General features: G+C 55.9%; 14 protein-coding genes. 10 read left to right on the forward strand and 4 right to left on the reverse strand.

Annotated elements, in window-relative coordinates; all coding sequences use genetic code 11:
- Nucleotides 1-213: 213 nt before the first annotated feature.
- Nucleotides 214-1,248 carry an L-rhamnose/proton symporter RhaT gene (gene rhaT, locus RW65_RS03280; RefSeq protein ID WP_039055250.1) on the forward strand — a complete coding sequence of 345 codons (1,035 nt, stop codon included), beginning with the start codon at nt 214-216 and terminating at the stop codon, nt 1,246-1,248.
- Here the strand turns inward: rhaT and rhaR are convergent, their stop codons facing one another.
- Both rhaR and rhaS (RW65_RS03290) read right to left on the reverse strand, forming a co-directional pair.
- A complete protein-coding gene (rhaR, locus tag RW65_RS03285) occupies nt 1,249-2,097 on the reverse strand; it encodes an HTH-type transcriptional activator RhaR (RefSeq protein ID WP_039055252.1) in 849 nt (282 codons plus the stop codon).
- 73 nt (nt 2,098-2,170) lie between these two features.
- The gene (gene rhaS / locus RW65_RS03290; RefSeq protein ID WP_039055253.1) at nt 2,171-3,007 is read right to left on the reverse strand and encodes an HTH-type transcriptional activator RhaS; all 837 of its coding nucleotides are present in this window, start codon (nt 3,005-3,007) and stop codon (nt 2,171-2,173) included.
- A 299-nt stretch (nt 3,008-3,306) separates the two neighbouring features.
- On the opposite strand from rhaS (RW65_RS03290), the gene rhaB reads away from it, so the two are divergent.
- From rhaB to rhaM, 9 genes are all read left to right on the forward strand, one after another.
- Entirely contained in the window at nt 3,307-4,776 is a 1,470-nt protein-coding gene (gene rhaB, locus RW65_RS03295; RefSeq protein WP_039055254.1) for a rhamnulokinase, read from the forward strand.
- On the forward strand, nt 4,773-6,032 hold the full coding sequence (gene rhaA, locus RW65_RS03300) for an L-rhamnose isomerase (RefSeq protein WP_039055256.1): 1,260 nt from the start codon (nt 4,773-4,775) through the stop codon (nt 6,030-6,032). The genes rhaB and rhaA overlap by 4 nt, the downstream gene beginning before the upstream one ends.
- Before the next feature lie 66 nt (nt 6,033-6,098).
- Nucleotides 6,099-6,929 carry a rhamnulose-1-phosphate aldolase gene (gene rhaD / locus RW65_RS03305; protein ID WP_039055257.1) on the forward strand — a complete coding sequence of 277 codons (831 nt, stop codon included), beginning with the start codon at nt 6,099-6,101 and terminating at the stop codon, nt 6,927-6,929.
- An 81-nt stretch (nt 6,930-7,010) separates the two neighbouring features.
- Nucleotides 7,011-7,997, forward strand: coding sequence for a rhamnose ABC transporter substrate-binding protein (rhaS, locus tag RW65_RS03310; protein WP_039055258.1), 987 nt, complete (start codon nt 7,011-7,013; stop codon nt 7,995-7,997).
- Nucleotides 7,998-8,045: 48 nt separating this feature from the next.
- Nucleotides 8,046-9,557 carry a sugar ABC transporter ATP-binding protein gene (locus RW65_RS03315; RefSeq protein WP_039055259.1) on the forward strand — a complete coding sequence of 504 codons (1,512 nt, stop codon included), beginning with the start codon at nt 8,046-8,048 and terminating at the stop codon, nt 9,555-9,557.
- Nucleotides 9,557-10,561, forward strand: coding sequence for an ABC transporter permease (locus RW65_RS03320; RefSeq protein ID WP_039055260.1), 1,005 nt, complete (start codon nt 9,557-9,559; stop codon nt 10,559-10,561). Before RW65_RS03315 ends, RW65_RS03320 begins: the two co-directional genes overlap by 1 nt.
- Nucleotides 10,558-11,562, forward strand: a complete 1,005-nt coding sequence (locus RW65_RS03325) for an ABC transporter permease (RefSeq protein ID WP_039055261.1) — start codon at nt 10,558-10,560, stop codon at nt 11,560-11,562. The genes RW65_RS03320 and RW65_RS03325 overlap by 4 nt, the downstream gene beginning before the upstream one ends.
- 113 nt (nt 11,563-11,675) lie before the next feature.
- On the forward strand, nt 11,676-12,824 hold the full coding sequence (gene fucO / locus RW65_RS03330) for a lactaldehyde reductase (RefSeq protein WP_039055262.1): 1,149 nt from the start codon (nt 11,676-11,678) through the stop codon (nt 12,822-12,824).
- The gene (rhaM, locus tag RW65_RS03335) at nt 12,821-13,135 is read left to right on the forward strand and encodes an L-rhamnose mutarotase (protein ID WP_039055263.1); all 315 of its coding nucleotides are present in this window, start codon (nt 12,821-12,823) and stop codon (nt 13,133-13,135) included. The genes fucO and rhaM overlap by 4 nt, the downstream gene beginning before the upstream one ends.
- 71 nt (nt 13,136-13,206) lie before the next feature.
- Here rhaM and RW65_RS03340 read toward each other — a convergent pair whose 3' ends face one another.
- Together RW65_RS03340 and RW65_RS03345 are read right to left on the reverse strand one after the other, a co-directional pair.
- Complete coding sequence (locus RW65_RS03340) at nt 13,207-14,469, reverse strand: MFS transporter (RefSeq protein ID WP_039055264.1); 1,263 nt, start codon at nt 14,467-14,469, stop codon at nt 13,207-13,209.
- A gap of 45 nt (nt 14,470-14,514) precedes the next feature.
- The gene (locus tag RW65_RS03345; protein WP_039055265.1) at nt 14,515-16,638 is read right to left on the reverse strand and encodes an alpha-galactosidase; all 2,124 of its coding nucleotides are present in this window, start codon (nt 16,636-16,638) and stop codon (nt 14,515-14,517) included.
- Between the last annotated feature and the right edge of the window lie 19 nt (nt 16,639-16,657).

The following is a 16,657-nucleotide window of genomic DNA, read 5'->3' on the forward strand; positions in this document are numbered from 1 at the left end:
ATATTGAAAATGTTTATCAATGCCGTACTTTTTGTAAGGTTAAAATTTAGGTTATGTTCTTGAAATTGTGAACCTGCTCATCCGCATCACGTGCTCACTGCCAGCCTGCCCTATAACGCGGCAAACGCCTCAAGGTTAATCCTCTGTCCAATTTTTACACTCATCGGGTCGGCTGTTTGTACCCCCGACGATAAAAACAAAGAGGATGGATAAATGAGTAACGCGATTACGATGGGAATTTTGTGGCATTTGATAGGCGCGGCCAGTGCAGCCTGTTTCTATGCCCCGTTTAAAAAGGTCAGACATTGGTCGTGGGAAACCATGTGGTCTGTTGGTGGCCTCGTCTCATGGCTTATTCTGCCGTGGACCGTCAGCGCGCTGTTATTGCCTGATTTTTGGGCTTATTTCAGCTCCTTTAACGCTTCAACATTGTTGCCGGTCTTTCTCTTCGGCGCCATGTGGGGCATCGGCAATATTAACTATGGCCTGACGATGCGCTATTTGGGCATGTCGATGGGCATTGGTATCGCCATTGGCATTACGCTGGTGGTCGGTACGCTAATGACGCCCATTCTCAACGGCCAAATCGATGTGCTGATCAATACCGAAGGCGGGCGAATGACGCTGCTGGGCGTGCTGGTAGCGCTGGTGGGTGTGGCGATTGTCAGCCGCGCCGGTCAGTTGAAAGAGCGCAAAATGGGCATCAAAGCCGAAGAGTTCAACCTGAAAAAAGGGTTACTACTGGCGGTGATGTGCGGCATCTTTTCCGCCGGCATGTCCTTTGCGATGAATGCCGCCAAACCGATGCACGAAGCCGCCGCTGCGCTGGGCATCGATCCCCTCTACACGGCGCTGCCAAGCTATGTGGTGATTATGGGTGGCGGTGCGCTGGTGAATCTGGGCTTCTGTTTTATCCGCCTGGCAAAAGTGAAAAACTTGTCGGTAAAAGCAGACTTCTCGCTGGCGCGTGGGCTGATTATTAGCAATATCCTGCTATCAGCGCTGGGCGGCCTGATGTGGTATCTGCAGTTCTTCTTCTACGCCTGGGGCCATGCGCGGATTCCGGCGCAGTATGACTACGTCAGTTGGATGCTGCATATGAGCTTCTACGTGCTGTGCGGCGGCCTTGTTGGCCTGGTACTGAAAGAGTGGAAGAACGCCGGACGGTCGCCGGTGGGGGTACTGAGCCTCGGCTGCGTGGTAATTATTATTGCCGCCAATATCGTCGGCCTCGGCATGGCCAGCTAATCAGGCAGCAACCCGACTACGATGACGCCACTGACCCGGCGTCATCCCTACCTCACGGCTAAACACCACCGAAAAGTAGTTACTGTCTTCAAAGCCGCACTGCATGGCAATTTCACCGATCATCTGCTCGGAATGCTGCAACAAATATTGCGCGTGGCAAATCCGCAGCTGACGCAAATAGTGGTTGATGGTCATCCCGGTTTGCGTACGAAACTGCTGGCGCAGCGCCCGCTCGCTGCACTGTTCCTGTTCACAAAAACGCTCCAGTACAAAGCTGCGATTCAGGCTGCCGGAAAGAGCCGTAATCAGCTTATCCAGCAGCGCTTCGCTGTGGGTAGCGGCAAGGTTATCGGTGGCAAAACGGTGGCGCTTTAACATCATCACTAACTGGGCAAATAGCGTTTCCGCCATCATATTTGCCAGCGGATCGTCTTTGGTGCTCTCATGTTCCAGCTGGGTCATCACCTGCCGCGCCTGCGCCATGCCGCTGCTGCCAATCCGCCAGTGGGGGATCCAGGGTGCGCCATTAAGCCCAGGAATCAGCGCCGCCCAGTCAAGATTGAGGGTCAGCATATCGGGGCAGTAGATAATGTTCTGTAATACAAGGTCATTCACCGAAGCGTAGGAGTGGCAATCTTCGGCACGAATATAAAACAGATCGCCACGGGTGATGCGATAAGGACGGCCATTGAGGACATGCAGGCCGTTGCCGCGCCACACCAGCACCAGTTCGCAGAACTCGTGGGTATGCTCGGCAAAGACGTTTTGCGGATAGCGGTCCGCCACCGCAACGGCCTGTCCGGCACGGGGGAAAAAGTCTGCTTTACGAAGAATTAACTGACCTGACACAACGCCACCTCTGCCATTAATAACCTGACATTATTAGCGGAAATCGGGCAAAAAATCGGTGATAGCCTTCTCGTTACTGAAGCAGCGTGTCGCGTCCCTGGCGAATGTCGCGCGGCGACCAGTCAAATTCGCGGCGAAACAGCGTTGAAAAGTGATTACTGTCGCCGAAACCACAGCGAAATGCGATATCGGTGACGCTATCATCGCTATGACGCAGCATGTGGCGCGCCTTAATCAACCGCAGACGGTTTAAGTAGCGCTGCGGCGTCATGCCGGTGGTTTGTTTAAGCTGGCGGTGCAGGGTCCGCAGCGACAGGGTAAATTGCTCCGCCAGCGACTCCCAGCAAATATCTTCCGCGAAGTGATCTTCCAGCCACAGCATCAGCTGATTAAGCCGCGCATCGCTATTGCCTGCGCTTTCTTGCTGGCTGCTCTTACGTAACAACACCAGCAGTTGCATAAAGAGCATTTCACGGTTGGCAATATCGTGTGTTTCCACCTCATCGCCCATCTCTTCCATCTTGCTAATAATCCCGCGCACCAACGCCAGCGTCTGCTGGCTCACGCGCCAGTGCGACGGGTAATGTCCATCCAGCTCCTGCGGTAGCAGTTGGTTCAGGCCAGCAAGGAACTGGAAGGCATCCGGCGAACGGTATAGCACATTGGTCAAACAGAGATTATCCGTATGTTCATACAAGTGTCTGTCGTGATCGCGCACAAAGCAGACGGTGCCGCCGCTAATGGTGTAAGGCTGGCCATTGAATACATGAATCCCGGTTCCGTGTTCGACAATCACGATTTCGTGAAAATCATGATGATGTTCCGGAAAGGCGCCCTGGGGTAATCGCGGTTCGATGGCAACGGGTGATTTACCGGTCGGAAAAAAATCCACGCTATGCAGTACGGTCATGATTGCCCCAGAGGTGAGAAGTGTTCTCAAAATAGTAATTAAGGGTTGCCGACCTGACCTTGAATTTTCGACGCCAATTTGCGCATAGCCTGCCGTTTTTTCAAGAAACGCCCGGAAAGATCGGGAAATGTGGTAAGGGTCACACTGACCGGAAAAAGCACCATTACTGGAAACTGTGAACTCTCTCACGTTCACCTTTGCTTTCTTGCCAGCGCTAAAACGCCGCTGTCAGTGGCAAGAAGGTACAACCGCTTGCCCCTTTTTAGACTGTTCGCAATGACTCTAAGAAGGACCCGATCATGACTTTTCGCCATTGTGTTGCGGTAGATTTAGGCGCCTCCAGCGGACGCGTCATGCTGGCGCGTTTTGATCGCCAAAACCGCACGCTTTCGCTTCGCGAAATTCACCGTTTTGTTAACTGTCTGCAAAAAGTCGACGGCTTTGACTGCTGGGATATCGACAGCCTGGAAGCGGAGATTCGCCTCGGACTGAACAAAGTTTGCGAGGAAGGCATTCAGCCGGACAGCATTGGTATTGATACCTGGGGTGTCGATTATGTTTTGGTTACCAAGGAAGGCACGCGCGTCGGCCTGCCGATTGCCTACCGCGACGATCGCACCGACGGCATTATGCACCGCGCCATGCAGCAGCCCGGCAAAGCGGATATTTATCGCCGCAGCGGCATTCAGTTTCTCCCCTTCAATACCCTGTACCAATTGCGCGCGCTGGCGGAACAGCAGCCTGAACTGCTGGAGCAGGCCGATCACGCGCTGCTGATCCCGGACTATTTCAGCTATCGCCTGACGGGTAATCTCAACTGGGAATACACCAACGCCACCACCACTCAACTGGTTAATATCAATACCGATAACTGGGACGATGCGCTGCTTAGCTGGGCGGGCGTACCGGCTCGCTGGTTTGGCACGCCAACCCATCCTGGCAACGTGATCGGTAACTGGATCTGCCCGCAGGGCAACGCCATTCCGGTGGTCGCCGTCGCCAGCCATGACACCGCCAGCGCGGTGATCGCCGCGCCGCTGGCGGATAAAGACGCCGCGTATCTCTCTTCCGGCACCTGGTCGTTAATGGGTTTTGAAAGCAAAATTCCGTTCACCAGCGATGCGGCGTTAGCCGCCAATATTACCAACGAAGGCGGCGCGGAAGGCCGCTATCGGGTGCTGAAAAACATCATGGGCCTGTGGCTGCTGCAGCGCGTACTGAAAGAGCAAAACATCAGCGACCTGCCTGGGCTGATTGCCCTTACCGAGCAGTGCCCGGCCTGCCGTTTCGTGATTAACCCGAACGACGATCGCTTTATCAACCCGCAAAACATGAGCGCTGAAATTCAGGCTGCTTGTCGGGAAGCGGGCCAGCCCGTGCCGCAGAGCGCCGCCGAACTGGCGCGCTGCATCTTCGATAGCCTCGCCCTGCTGTATGCCGATGTGCTGAGTGAACTTGCCACCCTTCGCGGCAAACCCTTTACCCATCTGCATATTGTCGGCGGCGGTTGCCAGAACCAGTTGCTGAACCAGCTTTGCGCCGATGCCTGCGGGTTGCCGGTGATTGCCGGGCCGGTGGAAGCCTCCACCCTCGGCAATATCGGCGTGCAGTTGATGACGCTGGATGAATTAAGCAACGTCGATGATTTTCGCCAGGTGGTCACGGCTAACCACTCACTGATTACCTTTACCCCACATTCTGATAATGAAATCGCCCGCTACGTCGCGCGCTTTCAGCAACAACGACAGACAAAGGAGCTTTGCGCATGACCACTCAACTTGAACAAGCCTGGGAAATTGCTAAACAGCGTTTCGCTGCCGTAGGTATTGATGTCGAGGAGGCGCTGCGCCAGCTCGATCGCCTGCCGGTTTCCATGCACTGCTGGCAGGGCGATGACGTAGCCGGTTTCGAAAACCCGGAAGGCAACCTGACCGGCGGCATTCAGGCCACCGGTAACTACCCAGGCAAAGCGCGTAATGCAACGGAACTGCGCGCCGATCTTGAACAGGCCCTGAGCCTGATCCCCGGCCCGAAACGCCTGAACCTGCACGCAATTTATCTTGAGTCAGATGCCCCGGTTAGCCGTAATGAAATCAAACCTGAACATTTCAAAAATTGGGTTGAGTGGGCAAAAGCCAACAAATTGGGGCTGGATTTTAACCCGTCCTGCTTCTCGCATCCGCTGAGCGCCGACGGTTTTACCCTCTCCCATGCCAACGACGAGATCCGCCAGTTCTGGATCGACCATGTGAAAGCCAGCCGCCGCGTTTCCGCTTACTTTGGTGAACAGCTGGGTACGCCGTCGGTAATGAATATCTGGATCCCGGACGGTATGAAAGATGTCACCGTTGACCGCCTCGCCCCGCGTCAGCGTCTGCTGAATGCGCTGGATGAAGCGATCGGTGAAAAACTGAACCCGGCACATCATATCGACGCCGTAGAGAGCAAACTGTTCGGTATCGGCGCAGAGAGCTACACCGTAGGCTCTAACGAGTTCTATATGGGCTACGCCACCAGCCGCCAGACCGCCCTCTGCCTGGATGCGGGCCACTTCCACCCGACGGAAGTGATCTCCGACAAAATCTCCGCCGCCATGCTCTATGTTCCGCGCCTGCTGCTGCACGTTAGCCGCCCGGTACGCTGGGACAGCGACCACGTTGTGCTGCTGGATGACGAAACCCAGGCCATCGCCAGCGAAATTATCCGCCACAAACTGTTCGATCGCGTGCATATCGGCCTCGACTTCTTCGACGCCTCCATTAACCGCATCGCCGCCTGGGTTATCGGTACGCGCAACATGAAAAAAGCCCTGCTGCGCGCCCTGCTGGAGCCGGTTGAACAGCTGCGCGCACTGGAAGCCGAAGGTGATTACACCGCGCGCCTGGCGCTGCTGGAAGAGCAAAAATCCCTGCCGTGGCAAGCGGTGTGGGAGATGTACTGCCAGCGTCACGATACGCCCGTCGGCGGCCAATGGCTGGAAAGCGTTCGCGCTTATGAGAAAGACGTATTAAGCAAACGTGGCTAATCGCCGCGCATCAATCAGACCCGGTAAGCGCAGCGCTACCGGGTAATTAACAGGAAACAGAAGACTATGCAGACCATCACCGATTCCTGGTTCGTCCAGGGGATGATTAAAGCCACCTCGGACGCCTGGCTGAAAGGCTGGGATGAACGCAACGGCGGCAACCTGACGCTGCGCCTGGACGAGGCGGATATTGCGCCCTTCGCCGCCGATTTTGCGCAAAAGCCGCGCTATATTGCCCTGAGCCAACCGATGCCGCTGCTGGCCAATACGCCGTTTATCGTCACCGGTTCCGGTAAATTTTTCCGCAATGTTCAGCTCGATCCGGCGGCCAACTTAGGCGTGGTGAAAGTCGACAGCGACGGCGCGGGTTACCATATTCTGTGGGGCCTGGAGCATGAAGCGGTACCGACCTCCGAACTTCCGGCGCACTTCTTGTCCCACTGTGAGCGTATCAAAGCGACCGGCGGCAAAGATCGCGTGATCATGCACTGCCACGCCACCAACCTGATCGCCCTGACCTACGTGCTGGAAAACCGCACCGATGTGATTACCCGCAAACTGTGGGAAGGCAGCACTGAATGTCTGGTGGTGTTCCCGGACGGCGTGGGCATTCTGCCGTGGATGGTGCCGGGTACCGATGAGATCGGCCAGGCCACCGCGTCGGAGATGCAAAAACATTCGCTGGTGCTGTGGCCGTTCCACGGCGTTTTTGGCAGCGGGCCGACCCTCGACGAAGCCTTTGGTCTGATCGACACCGCCGAGAAGTCCGCCGAAGTGCTGGTAAAAATCTATTCGATGGGCGGTATGAAGCAGACCATCACCCAGCAAGAACTGATTGCGCTGGGCAAACGCTTTGGCGTGACGCCGCTGCAGTCCGCATTAGACCTGTATAAATAACAACATCGCGCCCCGCTCACTGAGACGGGGCGAACCTCACCTGCAAGCCCTACAAACACTAACTCTCGTGGAGTAAAAGCAATGAAAACAAAAGCAAGCTTGATCCTCACCGTTGCCATTCTGGCGTTGTCCGGTTCCGCTTTAGCTGAAGTAAAAATTGCCCTCGTGGCGAAATCTTTAGGTAATGGCTTTTTTGAAGCAGCAAACACCGGCGCGCAGGAGGCAGCCAAAGAGTTAGGCGATGTGAAAGTGATTTACACCGGCCCAACCACCACTACCGCCGAAGCGCAGATCGAAGTCCTGAACGGGCTGATCGCCCAGGGCGTCGATGCGATCGCCATTTCCGCTAACGATCCGGACGCCGTTGTGCCGGTATTGAAAAAAGCGATGCAGCGTGGGATTAAAGTCGTCTCCTGGGATTCCGGCGTGGCGAAAGCCGGGCGGCAGATCCACCTGAACCCGTCGAACAATGCGCTGATTGGCGAAACCAACGTCAAACTGGCCGCCGATGCGCTCAAAGCGCTGAATGTTGAAAAAGGCGATGTCGCTATTCTGAGCGCCACGCCGACCTCCACCAACCAGAACATCTGGATTGCGGAGATGAAAAAAATCCTGCCGAAGTATCCGTCGATTAATCTGGTGACCGTCGCGTATGGCGACGATCTCTCCGATAAGAGCTACCGCGAAGCGGTCGGCTTACTGAAGTCTTACCCGGACCTGAAAGTGATTGTCTCCCCTTCGTCAGTGGGCATTGTGGCTGCGGCGCAGGCGGTAAAAGATCAGGGCAAGATTGGCAAAGTGTACGTAACCGGCCTTGGTTTGCCATCTGAAATGGCGGGTGCCATTAAATCCGGTGCCAGTAAAAGCTTCGCTATCTGGAATCCTATCGATCTGGGCTATGCCGCGACTTACTTAGCGGACGATTTAGTAAAAGGCACGGCGACCAAAGAGGAAGCCAGCATGGGTAAACTCGGCAAAGTGAAGCTGGATGCTGACGGCAGCGGCGCGATGGCTGAGCCGTTCGTCTACGATGCCAGCAATATTGATAAGTTCTCGAAGATTTTCTAATCCCTTTCCGCCCTCTCTTGCGGGAGAGGGTAAAACTGGAGAACTATCATGACGGCATCCACCCCTTTGCTGTCGCTTAAGGGCATCACCAAAATTTTTCCCGGTGTGCGCGCCCTTGAGAATGTACAGCTCGATCTCTGGCCCGGAAAAGTCACCGCCTTGATCGGTGAAAACGGTGCGGGGAAATCCACACTGGTCAAAGTGATGACCGGTATATATCAGCCCGAAGAGGGCGAGATTCTCTATAAGGCGATTCCCATCTCTCTGCCCACGCCCGAAGCGGCGCATAAAGTGGGGATCACCGCTATTCATCAGGAAACCGTGCTGTTCGACGAGTTATCGGTCACCGAGAACATCTTTGTCGGGCACTATTTATATCAGGGTTGGTTGAAGAAACTCGACTGGCCCGCCATGCACCAGCAGGCGCAGGGGATTTTGCGTCGGCTGGAAGTGCAAATTGACCCGCGTGCGACGCTGAAAACCTTAAGTATTGCCCAGCGCCATATGGTGGCGATTGCCCGTGCGCTGTCGTTTGAAGCGCAGGTGGTGATCCTCGACGAACCCACCGCGGCACTCTCGCAGCATGAGATTCTGGAGTTCTACCAAATCGTTGAGCGCCTGAAGCAGGAAGGCAAAGCGATCCTCTTTATCTCCCACAAGTTCGATGAAATTTTCGAGCTGGCGGATCACTACACCATTTTACGCGACGGCGTATATGTCGATTCTGGTGCTATCAACGACATTACCGAAGAGCGGATGGTAGCGATGATGGTGGGCCGCGCCATTAACCAGAGCTTCCCAAAAGTGGCGTGCCAGCCGGGCGAAACGGTGCTGGAGGTGCGCGATTTATGCCATCCCACGGAATTTGCCCATATCAACTTTTCGCTGCGCAAAGGTGAAATCCTCGGCTTTTACGGCCTGGTGGGCGCCGGGCGCACCGAACTGATGCAGGCGCTTTCCGGCGTTTCTCAGCCCTCCAGCGGCGACATTATCCTCAACGGTCGCAAAGTCCATTTCCACCAGCCGGCAGATGCGATTAACGCCGGGATTGTTTGCGTGCCGGAGGAGCGGCAAAAGCAGGGAGCGATTATTGAGCTGTCGATTGCACAGAACATCAGCCTACCGCAGTTGAGCAAACTCAACGGTAGCGGCGTGCTTAACGAGGGCAAAGAGTGGGCGCTGGCGGATAAGTATGCCCGCCGTTTGCAGGTGAAAGCCGCCAGCTGGCGGCAGGCGGTGGAAACCCTCTCCGGCGGTAATCAGCAAAAAGTGGTGATCGGCAAATGGCTCGCCACCCACCCGGATGTGATCATCCTCGATGAACCGACCAAAGGGATCGATATCGGCTCGAAAGCCGCGGTGCACCAGTTTATGTCCGAACTGGTGGCGCAAGGGCTGGCGGTGATTATGGTCTCCTCCGAGTTGCCGGAAGTAATGGGCATGGCGGATCGGCTGATTGTGATGCATGAAGGGCTGATGGTCGCGGAGTACAAAGCAGGCGACGCCACGGCGGAAACCATTGTCAGCGCCGCCAGCGGTGCCGGAAAGGAGGCAGCATAATGTGGCAACAACTGCTTAAACATCGCGAAGCGCTGCTCGGCGGCGTGATCCTGCTGCTGATACTGATTATCGGCAGCCGCGTCCCCGCTTTTGTCAGCCCTGGCAATCTGGTGGAAATGTTCAACGATACCGCCATTCTTATCATTCTCGCCCTCGGTCAAATGATGGTGCTGCTGACCAAAGGCATCGATCTGTCGATGGCGGCCAACCTGGCGCTAACGGGCATGATTGTCGCGCTGATCAACTTCCATCACCCGGATGTGCCAATCTGGTCGCTGTTGCTGCTGGCAACGCTGCTCGGGCTGGTGATGGGCATGATTAACGGCCTGCTGGTGTGGAAATTGGGGATCCCGGCGATTGTCGTCACCCTCGGCACCATGAGCATCTATCGCGGCATCATCTTTTTACTTTCCGGCGGCAGTTGGGTGAACGCGAACCAGATGAGCGCCAGCTTTCTTGGCCTGCCGCGCGCGTCGGTGCTGGGCATGCCGGTGCTGAGCTGGTGCGCTGTCGCCGCGCTGTTTGTGGTGGGGTATTTCCTGCGCTACAGCCGTACCGGTCGCGCACTCTATACCGCAGGCGGCAACGCGACGGCGGCGTATTACACCGGGATCAACGCAGGCAAAATGCAGTTTGTCAGCTTCTGCCTCTCCGGAGCGCTGGCGGGTTTCTGCGGCTATTTATGGATCTCGCGCTTTGCGGTGGCCTATGTCGATGTGGCAAACGGCTTCGAACTTCAAGTGGTTGCGGCCTGTGTTATCGGCGGGATTAGCACCATGGGCGGCACCGGGCGCGTGCTGGGTTGCCTGTTCGGCGCGCTATTCCTTGGGGTCATTAATAACGCCCTGCCGGTGATCGGCGTTTCGCCCTTCTGGCAGATGGCGATATCCGGCGCGGTGATTGTCATTGCGGTGCTGCTCAATGAGCGCGGCAACAAACGCAAAGGCCGCTTGATCCTGCGCGACGCGGCGCTGGCCAGGCAAAAACAGGCGGTGAAATCATGAGTAAAATATTGACTTCTGACGCCGTGGAAAAAACCTCCCCAGCGCCTTCGCTGCTAGGGCGTCTGCTGTGCTGGGAAGGATTTTTACTGGCGGTGACGCTGGCGGTGTTTGCGGTAAACGCCCTCGCTTCGCCCTACTTCCTCAATATCTGGAACCTTTCTGACGCGACGTTCAACTTCACTGAAAAAGCGATCATCGTCTTGCCGATGGCGATGCTGATTATCGCCCGGGAAATTGATCTCTCAGTGGCCGCCATTCTGGCCCTGAGTTCCACGGCAATGGGCTTTTGCGCCCAGGCAGGTATGGATACGCCGCTGCTGGTGTGCGTCGGCCTGGGTGTGGGTCTGTTGTGCGGCTTGTTCAACGGTATTCTGGTGACCCGCTTCAATCTCTCATCGATTGTTATCACCATCGGCACCATGAGCCTCTATCGCGGTATCACCTACATTCTGCTCGGCGATCAGGCGCTTAATACGTGGCCGGAGAGTTTTGCATGGTTTGGTCAGGGCTATGTCTGGGGGGCGCTCTCCTTTGAGTTTGCGCTGTTTATCGTGCTGGGGCTGCTGTTCGCTTTCCTGCTGCACAAAACCAACTTTGGCCGCCGGACTTACGCTATCGGCAATAACCCGACCGGCGCGTGGTATTCCGGTATTAACGTCAAACGCCACAACCTGATCCTCTTTGCGCTGGTGGGGCTGATGGCGGGGCTGGCCTCGGTGCTGCTGACCTCGCGTCTGGGCAGCACGCGGCCAACGATTGCGCTGGGCTGGGAGCTGTCGGTGGTGACGATGGCGGTGCTCGGCGGCGTCAATATTCTTGGCGGTTCCGGCAGCATGGTGGGCGTGATTATTGCCGCCTTCCTGATGGGGCTGGTGACCTTTGGCCTGAGCCTGCTCAATGTGCCGGGCATTGTGATGTCGATTGTTATCGGCGCGATGCTGATCGTGGTGATTTCGCTGCCGATCATTACCCGCCGCATCCTGCAGCGCAGGCGTTTATGAATCCCACCGGCGGCAAGGTTGCCGCCGGTAAAAATCAAAATAACCCTACGCCAATCCTTTATGCCGCCAGCATTAAAGCAGCCTGAAGGAGGACGCGTATCAAGGAGTAAAAAATGAGCTTTATGTTAGCACTACCCAAAATCAGTCTGCACGGCGCGGGCGCTATCGGCGATATGGTCACGATGGTGGCCAATAAACAGTGGGGCAAAGCGCTGATTGTGACCGACGGCCAGCTGGTAAAACTTGGCCTGCTGGACAGCCTGTTTGCCGCGCTGAAAGCGAACAACATGCCGTACCATCTGTTTGATGAAGTATTCCCAAATCCAACAGAGGAACTGGTGCAGCGAGGCTATGCGTCTTATAAGAATGCCGCCTGTGACTATATTATCGCCTTCGGCGGCGGCAGCCCGATCGACACCGCCAAAGCGGTAAAAATCCTCACCGCCAACCCCGGCCCGTCAACCGCCTATTCCGGCGTCGGTAAGGTTAAAAACCCCGGCGTTCCGCTGGTTGCTATCAATACCACCGCCGGTACGGCGGCGGAGATGACCAGTAACGCGGTAATCATCGACTCTGCTCGCCAGGTAAAAGAGGTGATTATCGATGCCAATATTATTCCGGATATCGCCGTGGATGATGCCAGCGTGATGCTGGAGATCCCCGCGTCGGTAACGGCGGCAACCGGGATGGACGCCCTGACCCACGCTGTGGAAGCCTATGTTTCCGTTGGTGCACACCCGCTGACGGACGCCAACGCGCTGGAGGCGATTCGCCTGATTAACCTCTGGCTGCCAAAAGCCGTCGATGATGGTCACAACCTGGAAGCCCGTGAGCAGATGGCGTTTGGTCAGTATCTTGCCGGGATGGCTTTTAATAGCGCCGGTCTTGGGCTGGTGCATGCGCTGGCGCACCAGCCGGGGGCGACCCACAATCTGCCCCATGGCGTCTGTAACGCTATTCTGCTGCCGATTATCGAAAACTTTAACCGTCCGAACGCCGTTGCCCGTTTTGCCCGCGTGGCGCAAGCGATGGGCGTCAATACCGCTGGCATGAGCGATGAACAAGCCAGTCAGGAAGCCATCAATGCGATCCGCGCTCTGAGCACACGCGTGGGCATTCCTTCCGGTTTCAGCCAGCTTGGCGTCACCAAAGCCGATATTGAAGGCTGGCTGGATAAGGCGCTGGCGGATCCGTGCGCGCCGTGCAACCCGCGTATCGCCAGCCGCGATGAAGTCCGCGAGCTGTATCTGGAGGCGTTATGATCCGTAAAGCCTTTGTGATGCAGGTGAATCCTGATGCCCACGAAGAGTACGAGCGCCGCCACAATCCTATCTGGCCGGAGCTGGAAGCGGTGCTGAAAGCGCATGGTGCGCATAACTACGTTATTTATCTCGATAAAGCCCGTCATCTGCTGTTCGCCACGGTGGAAATTGAGTCTGAAGAGCGCTGGAATGCGGTGGCGAACACCGAAGTTTGCCAGCGCTGGTGGCAGCATATGCGCGATGTAATGCCCGCCAATGCGGATAACAGCCCGGTCAGCGCGGAGTTACAAGAAGTGTTCTATCTGGCGTAAAAAACTATCGCTCACCTAAGGGAGCGATAGCCTGTTGTTGAGAACGCTGCCGCCTGTGCGGCAGCGTTTTTTTATCGCGCTTCCAGCGTCTGCGTTGGCGCAGCAGCGGATTGTCTGCCGCTCAGGGTGAAGGCGGAGAGTAAGGTCATCGCCAGCACAAAACAGCCGAGAATCAAATAAGTGTCCTGAAAACCGATGCGGTCATACATATTACCGGCAAAGGCGGAGAGGAAAATCGCCGCCAGCTGTTTGGCGAAATTAAAACCAATCAGGTATATCGTTGCCGATAAGCGCGTATCAAACACGCCGGTAATGTATTTAAATGCGCCCACCAGCAGGAACGGTACTTCCAGCGCATGGAGCATTTTCAGGGCGATAACTTCATAAACCGTGGTGGCAAATGACGAGCCAACAATACGCGTCGCCATCATTAACCCGGCAATCAGCAGCGTATTTTTTGCGCCGATGCGGTTAATAATCCACGGCGAGCAGAACATGATTATCGCGTTGCATAATTCGCCCGCGGTGGTGGTAAAACCGAAGGCTTTTGTTCCGGCTTCCGGGGTGGCAAAAAAGGATTTAAAGAAGGTGGCGAATTGCTGATCAAAAACATCGTAGACGCAGGCTACGCCCACCACATACAGCACGAACATCCACATCTTTTTCATGCGGAACAGATCAACGACCATTTTAATATTAATGGGCGACGCGCGGTTTCCCTCACCTGTGGCAACCAGCGGTTCCTGCGCCTGAATTTTTGCCAGTGCCAGCAGCACCATTAACACCACGGCGGCGGCGGAGCCCATCCAGAAGACAAATGCCGGATTAACGCTAAATAAAATTCCCGCCGTCGAGGCGCATAATCCCCAGCCCAGGCAGCCAAACATCCGCGCTTTCCCGTATTCAAAATGGCTGTGACGGCTCACTCTTTCGACATAGGCTTCAATGGCGCCCGAACCGGCGGAAAAGACGAAACCAATATATAACCCGCCCGCCAGCGCACCGGCCCAGATATTGAATTTTAACAGCGGTGAAAAAACATACAGGAAGAACGGCGCGAAAAGCACCAGCATGCTGACAATCACCCACAGCATATTTTTCCGCAGCCCCAGTTTGTCGGAAATAACGCCGAGGATCGGCTGGAAGGTTATCGCCGAGAGCGACATGCAGGAGAAAACAATCCCGGTATGGGTTTTGCTCAGCCCTATTTCATCGGAAAGCCAAATCGGTAAAAACGGAAAGCAGGTGGCCATGATAAAGAAATAGAGAAAAACAAAGAGACCAAATATCCAGAACGTCGGGTTATTTTTATGAGTACAGGCAGTTGTGTTCATTATTATTATCCTCAGTATTGAGGCCGCCGTGCGGCCCCGTTAGGGTCACACGCGTTCAAAACCGATAAGGATAGCGCTTTCCGGGTCCAGCACCGGCAGAGAAAGCCCCGCCTGCATTAACCATTCCCCGCTGACAATCTGCGGCGTGGTCATCCAGGCCGGAAGCTGGCGCATGGTGTGCCCGCCCTCATCCGTAATGCGAATATTGGGGTGATCCAGCAGCGTAATGCGATACCGCGCCTGTGCATCGAGCCCTAAAACCCGCAACGGCGCCATCAGCGAATAATCCGGCATCGCCAGCTGGCTTACGATGTACAGCGCCTGGCGCTGGTCCTGGCTGACGATCCCCTGTGCAAGCGTAGTACTGTCCGGCATATCAATGCGCCACTGGGTGCCGCTATGAATCACCTGCCGCCACTGCTTATACAGCGTTGCGTAGTGGCGATAGCCTTCTCGCTCGCGGGCATCGGCGCTTACCGGATCCAGCTCCAGACCTAAATGGCCGAACAGCGCCGTCAGACCGCGAAATTCAATACTGTGCTGGCGATAAGTGGCATGGCAATAACGATTGCCGATATGCGCGCCCATCACTTCCGGTGGGAAGAAGTAGCTCATGCCGCGCTGAATAACATTGCGCTCCAGCGCATCGTTACTGTCCGATGCCCAAAAGCGGTGGCAACGGGACAGGACTTCATAATCGATACGCCCGCCGCCCGCAGAGCAGGATTCAAATTCAATATGCGGGAAGCGGCTGTGTAAGGTATCCAGCAGGCGATAGAAAGCGCGAGTTTGCGCATCGGCAATGGCGCGCCGCCCGTGACCAGGCTGGACCAGCTCGCGGTTCATATCCCACTTCACATAGTCAATATCGTGCTCGCCGAGCAACCAGCTCAAGCGCTCAAGTAAATAATCAAAGGCTTCGGGAAGGGTAATATTCAGCACCAGCTGATGACGCCCAAGGAGCTGCGGATAGTCATCCAGCGCTAAAACCCATTCAGGATGGGCGCGATATAGGTCGGAATTGGGGCTTACCATCTCCGGCTCGACCCAGATACCGAACTCCATGCCCAGCCCTTTCACATGCTCAATGACCGGCCTTAACCCGTCGGGATATTTCTTCTCGTCGAGATACCAGTCGCCCAGCGCGGCAAAATCGTCATTGCGCCCTTTAAACCAGCCATCATCAATAATGAAGCGCTCCACGCCGAGGGCAGCGGCTTCCTCCGCCATTTTCATAATGTAAGCAGGCTGGTGATTAAAGTAGATCCCTTCCCAGGTATTGAGATGCACCGGGCGAGGTTTATCCTGCACAAAGTGGATTACATTGGCGCGCAGAAACCGGTGGAATTGCTGGCTCATGCCGTTCAGCCCCTGCGTTGAGTGGCTGGCATAGAGCCACGGCGTCCAGAGCGTTTCCCCTGCGCTAATTGCCATTTCGCCCGGCAGATAGAGCGCTTCAGCCTGAATATAGCGACGACCATCGGTTTTCACTTCGGCGCGCAGGCGGTGGTTGCCGCTCCAGCCAAGATGCACACCCCAGACGCTGCCCTGGGATTCGCTGAAATTGCGGCTGCCGGTCATTAACGCCGGGAAATGTTCGTGGGAAGTGCGCCCACGACGGTTTTCAATCACAAAACTGTCGTGCTCAAGGGTAACGCGATGGGGCTGAAATTCGCGGATCCAACGCCCGTGGAAAGCCATCACATCACGAGCGTATTCTGCAATGGGCAGCGTCACGGCCAGCCGATTGACCTGCCAGTCGCTGGCGGCCAGATTGGTCAGCCCATGACGGATTTGCAGTACGCCACACGCATCAAGGCGCAATTCGCTGGTCAGCCGCAGCCCGGCAAGCCGATCTTCGCTGATGAGTGTTAGCGTCTGCCCTTCCTGCGCAACCTCGACGGTGGTAAAAATCGGCGAGCCATCTTCGCCGTTGCGATGCCCTTCCAGCCCCGGTGAGCCAAACAGACCGTGCCCGCATTCCGCCATCAGCGTGACCGGCGAATCTACATCCAGCCTGCCGTTAGCTACCGGGCGAATCAGACTTTGTGCATCTTCGGCAGTGAAGTGATGCAGGTGCGGCCCCCAATAGATAATTTCCGCAAACGGGTGGGTGTTGATAACGATGTCGGTGGCGGCGCTTTCGAGACGCAAATAACGAGCTTCCATCAGGGATCTCCAGATAAAG

This window comes from Enterobacter sp. Bisph1 (assembly GCF_000814905.1).
In the GTDB taxonomy this organism is placed as follows: Bacteria; Pseudomonadota; Gammaproteobacteria; order Enterobacterales; family Enterobacteriaceae; genus Kosakonia.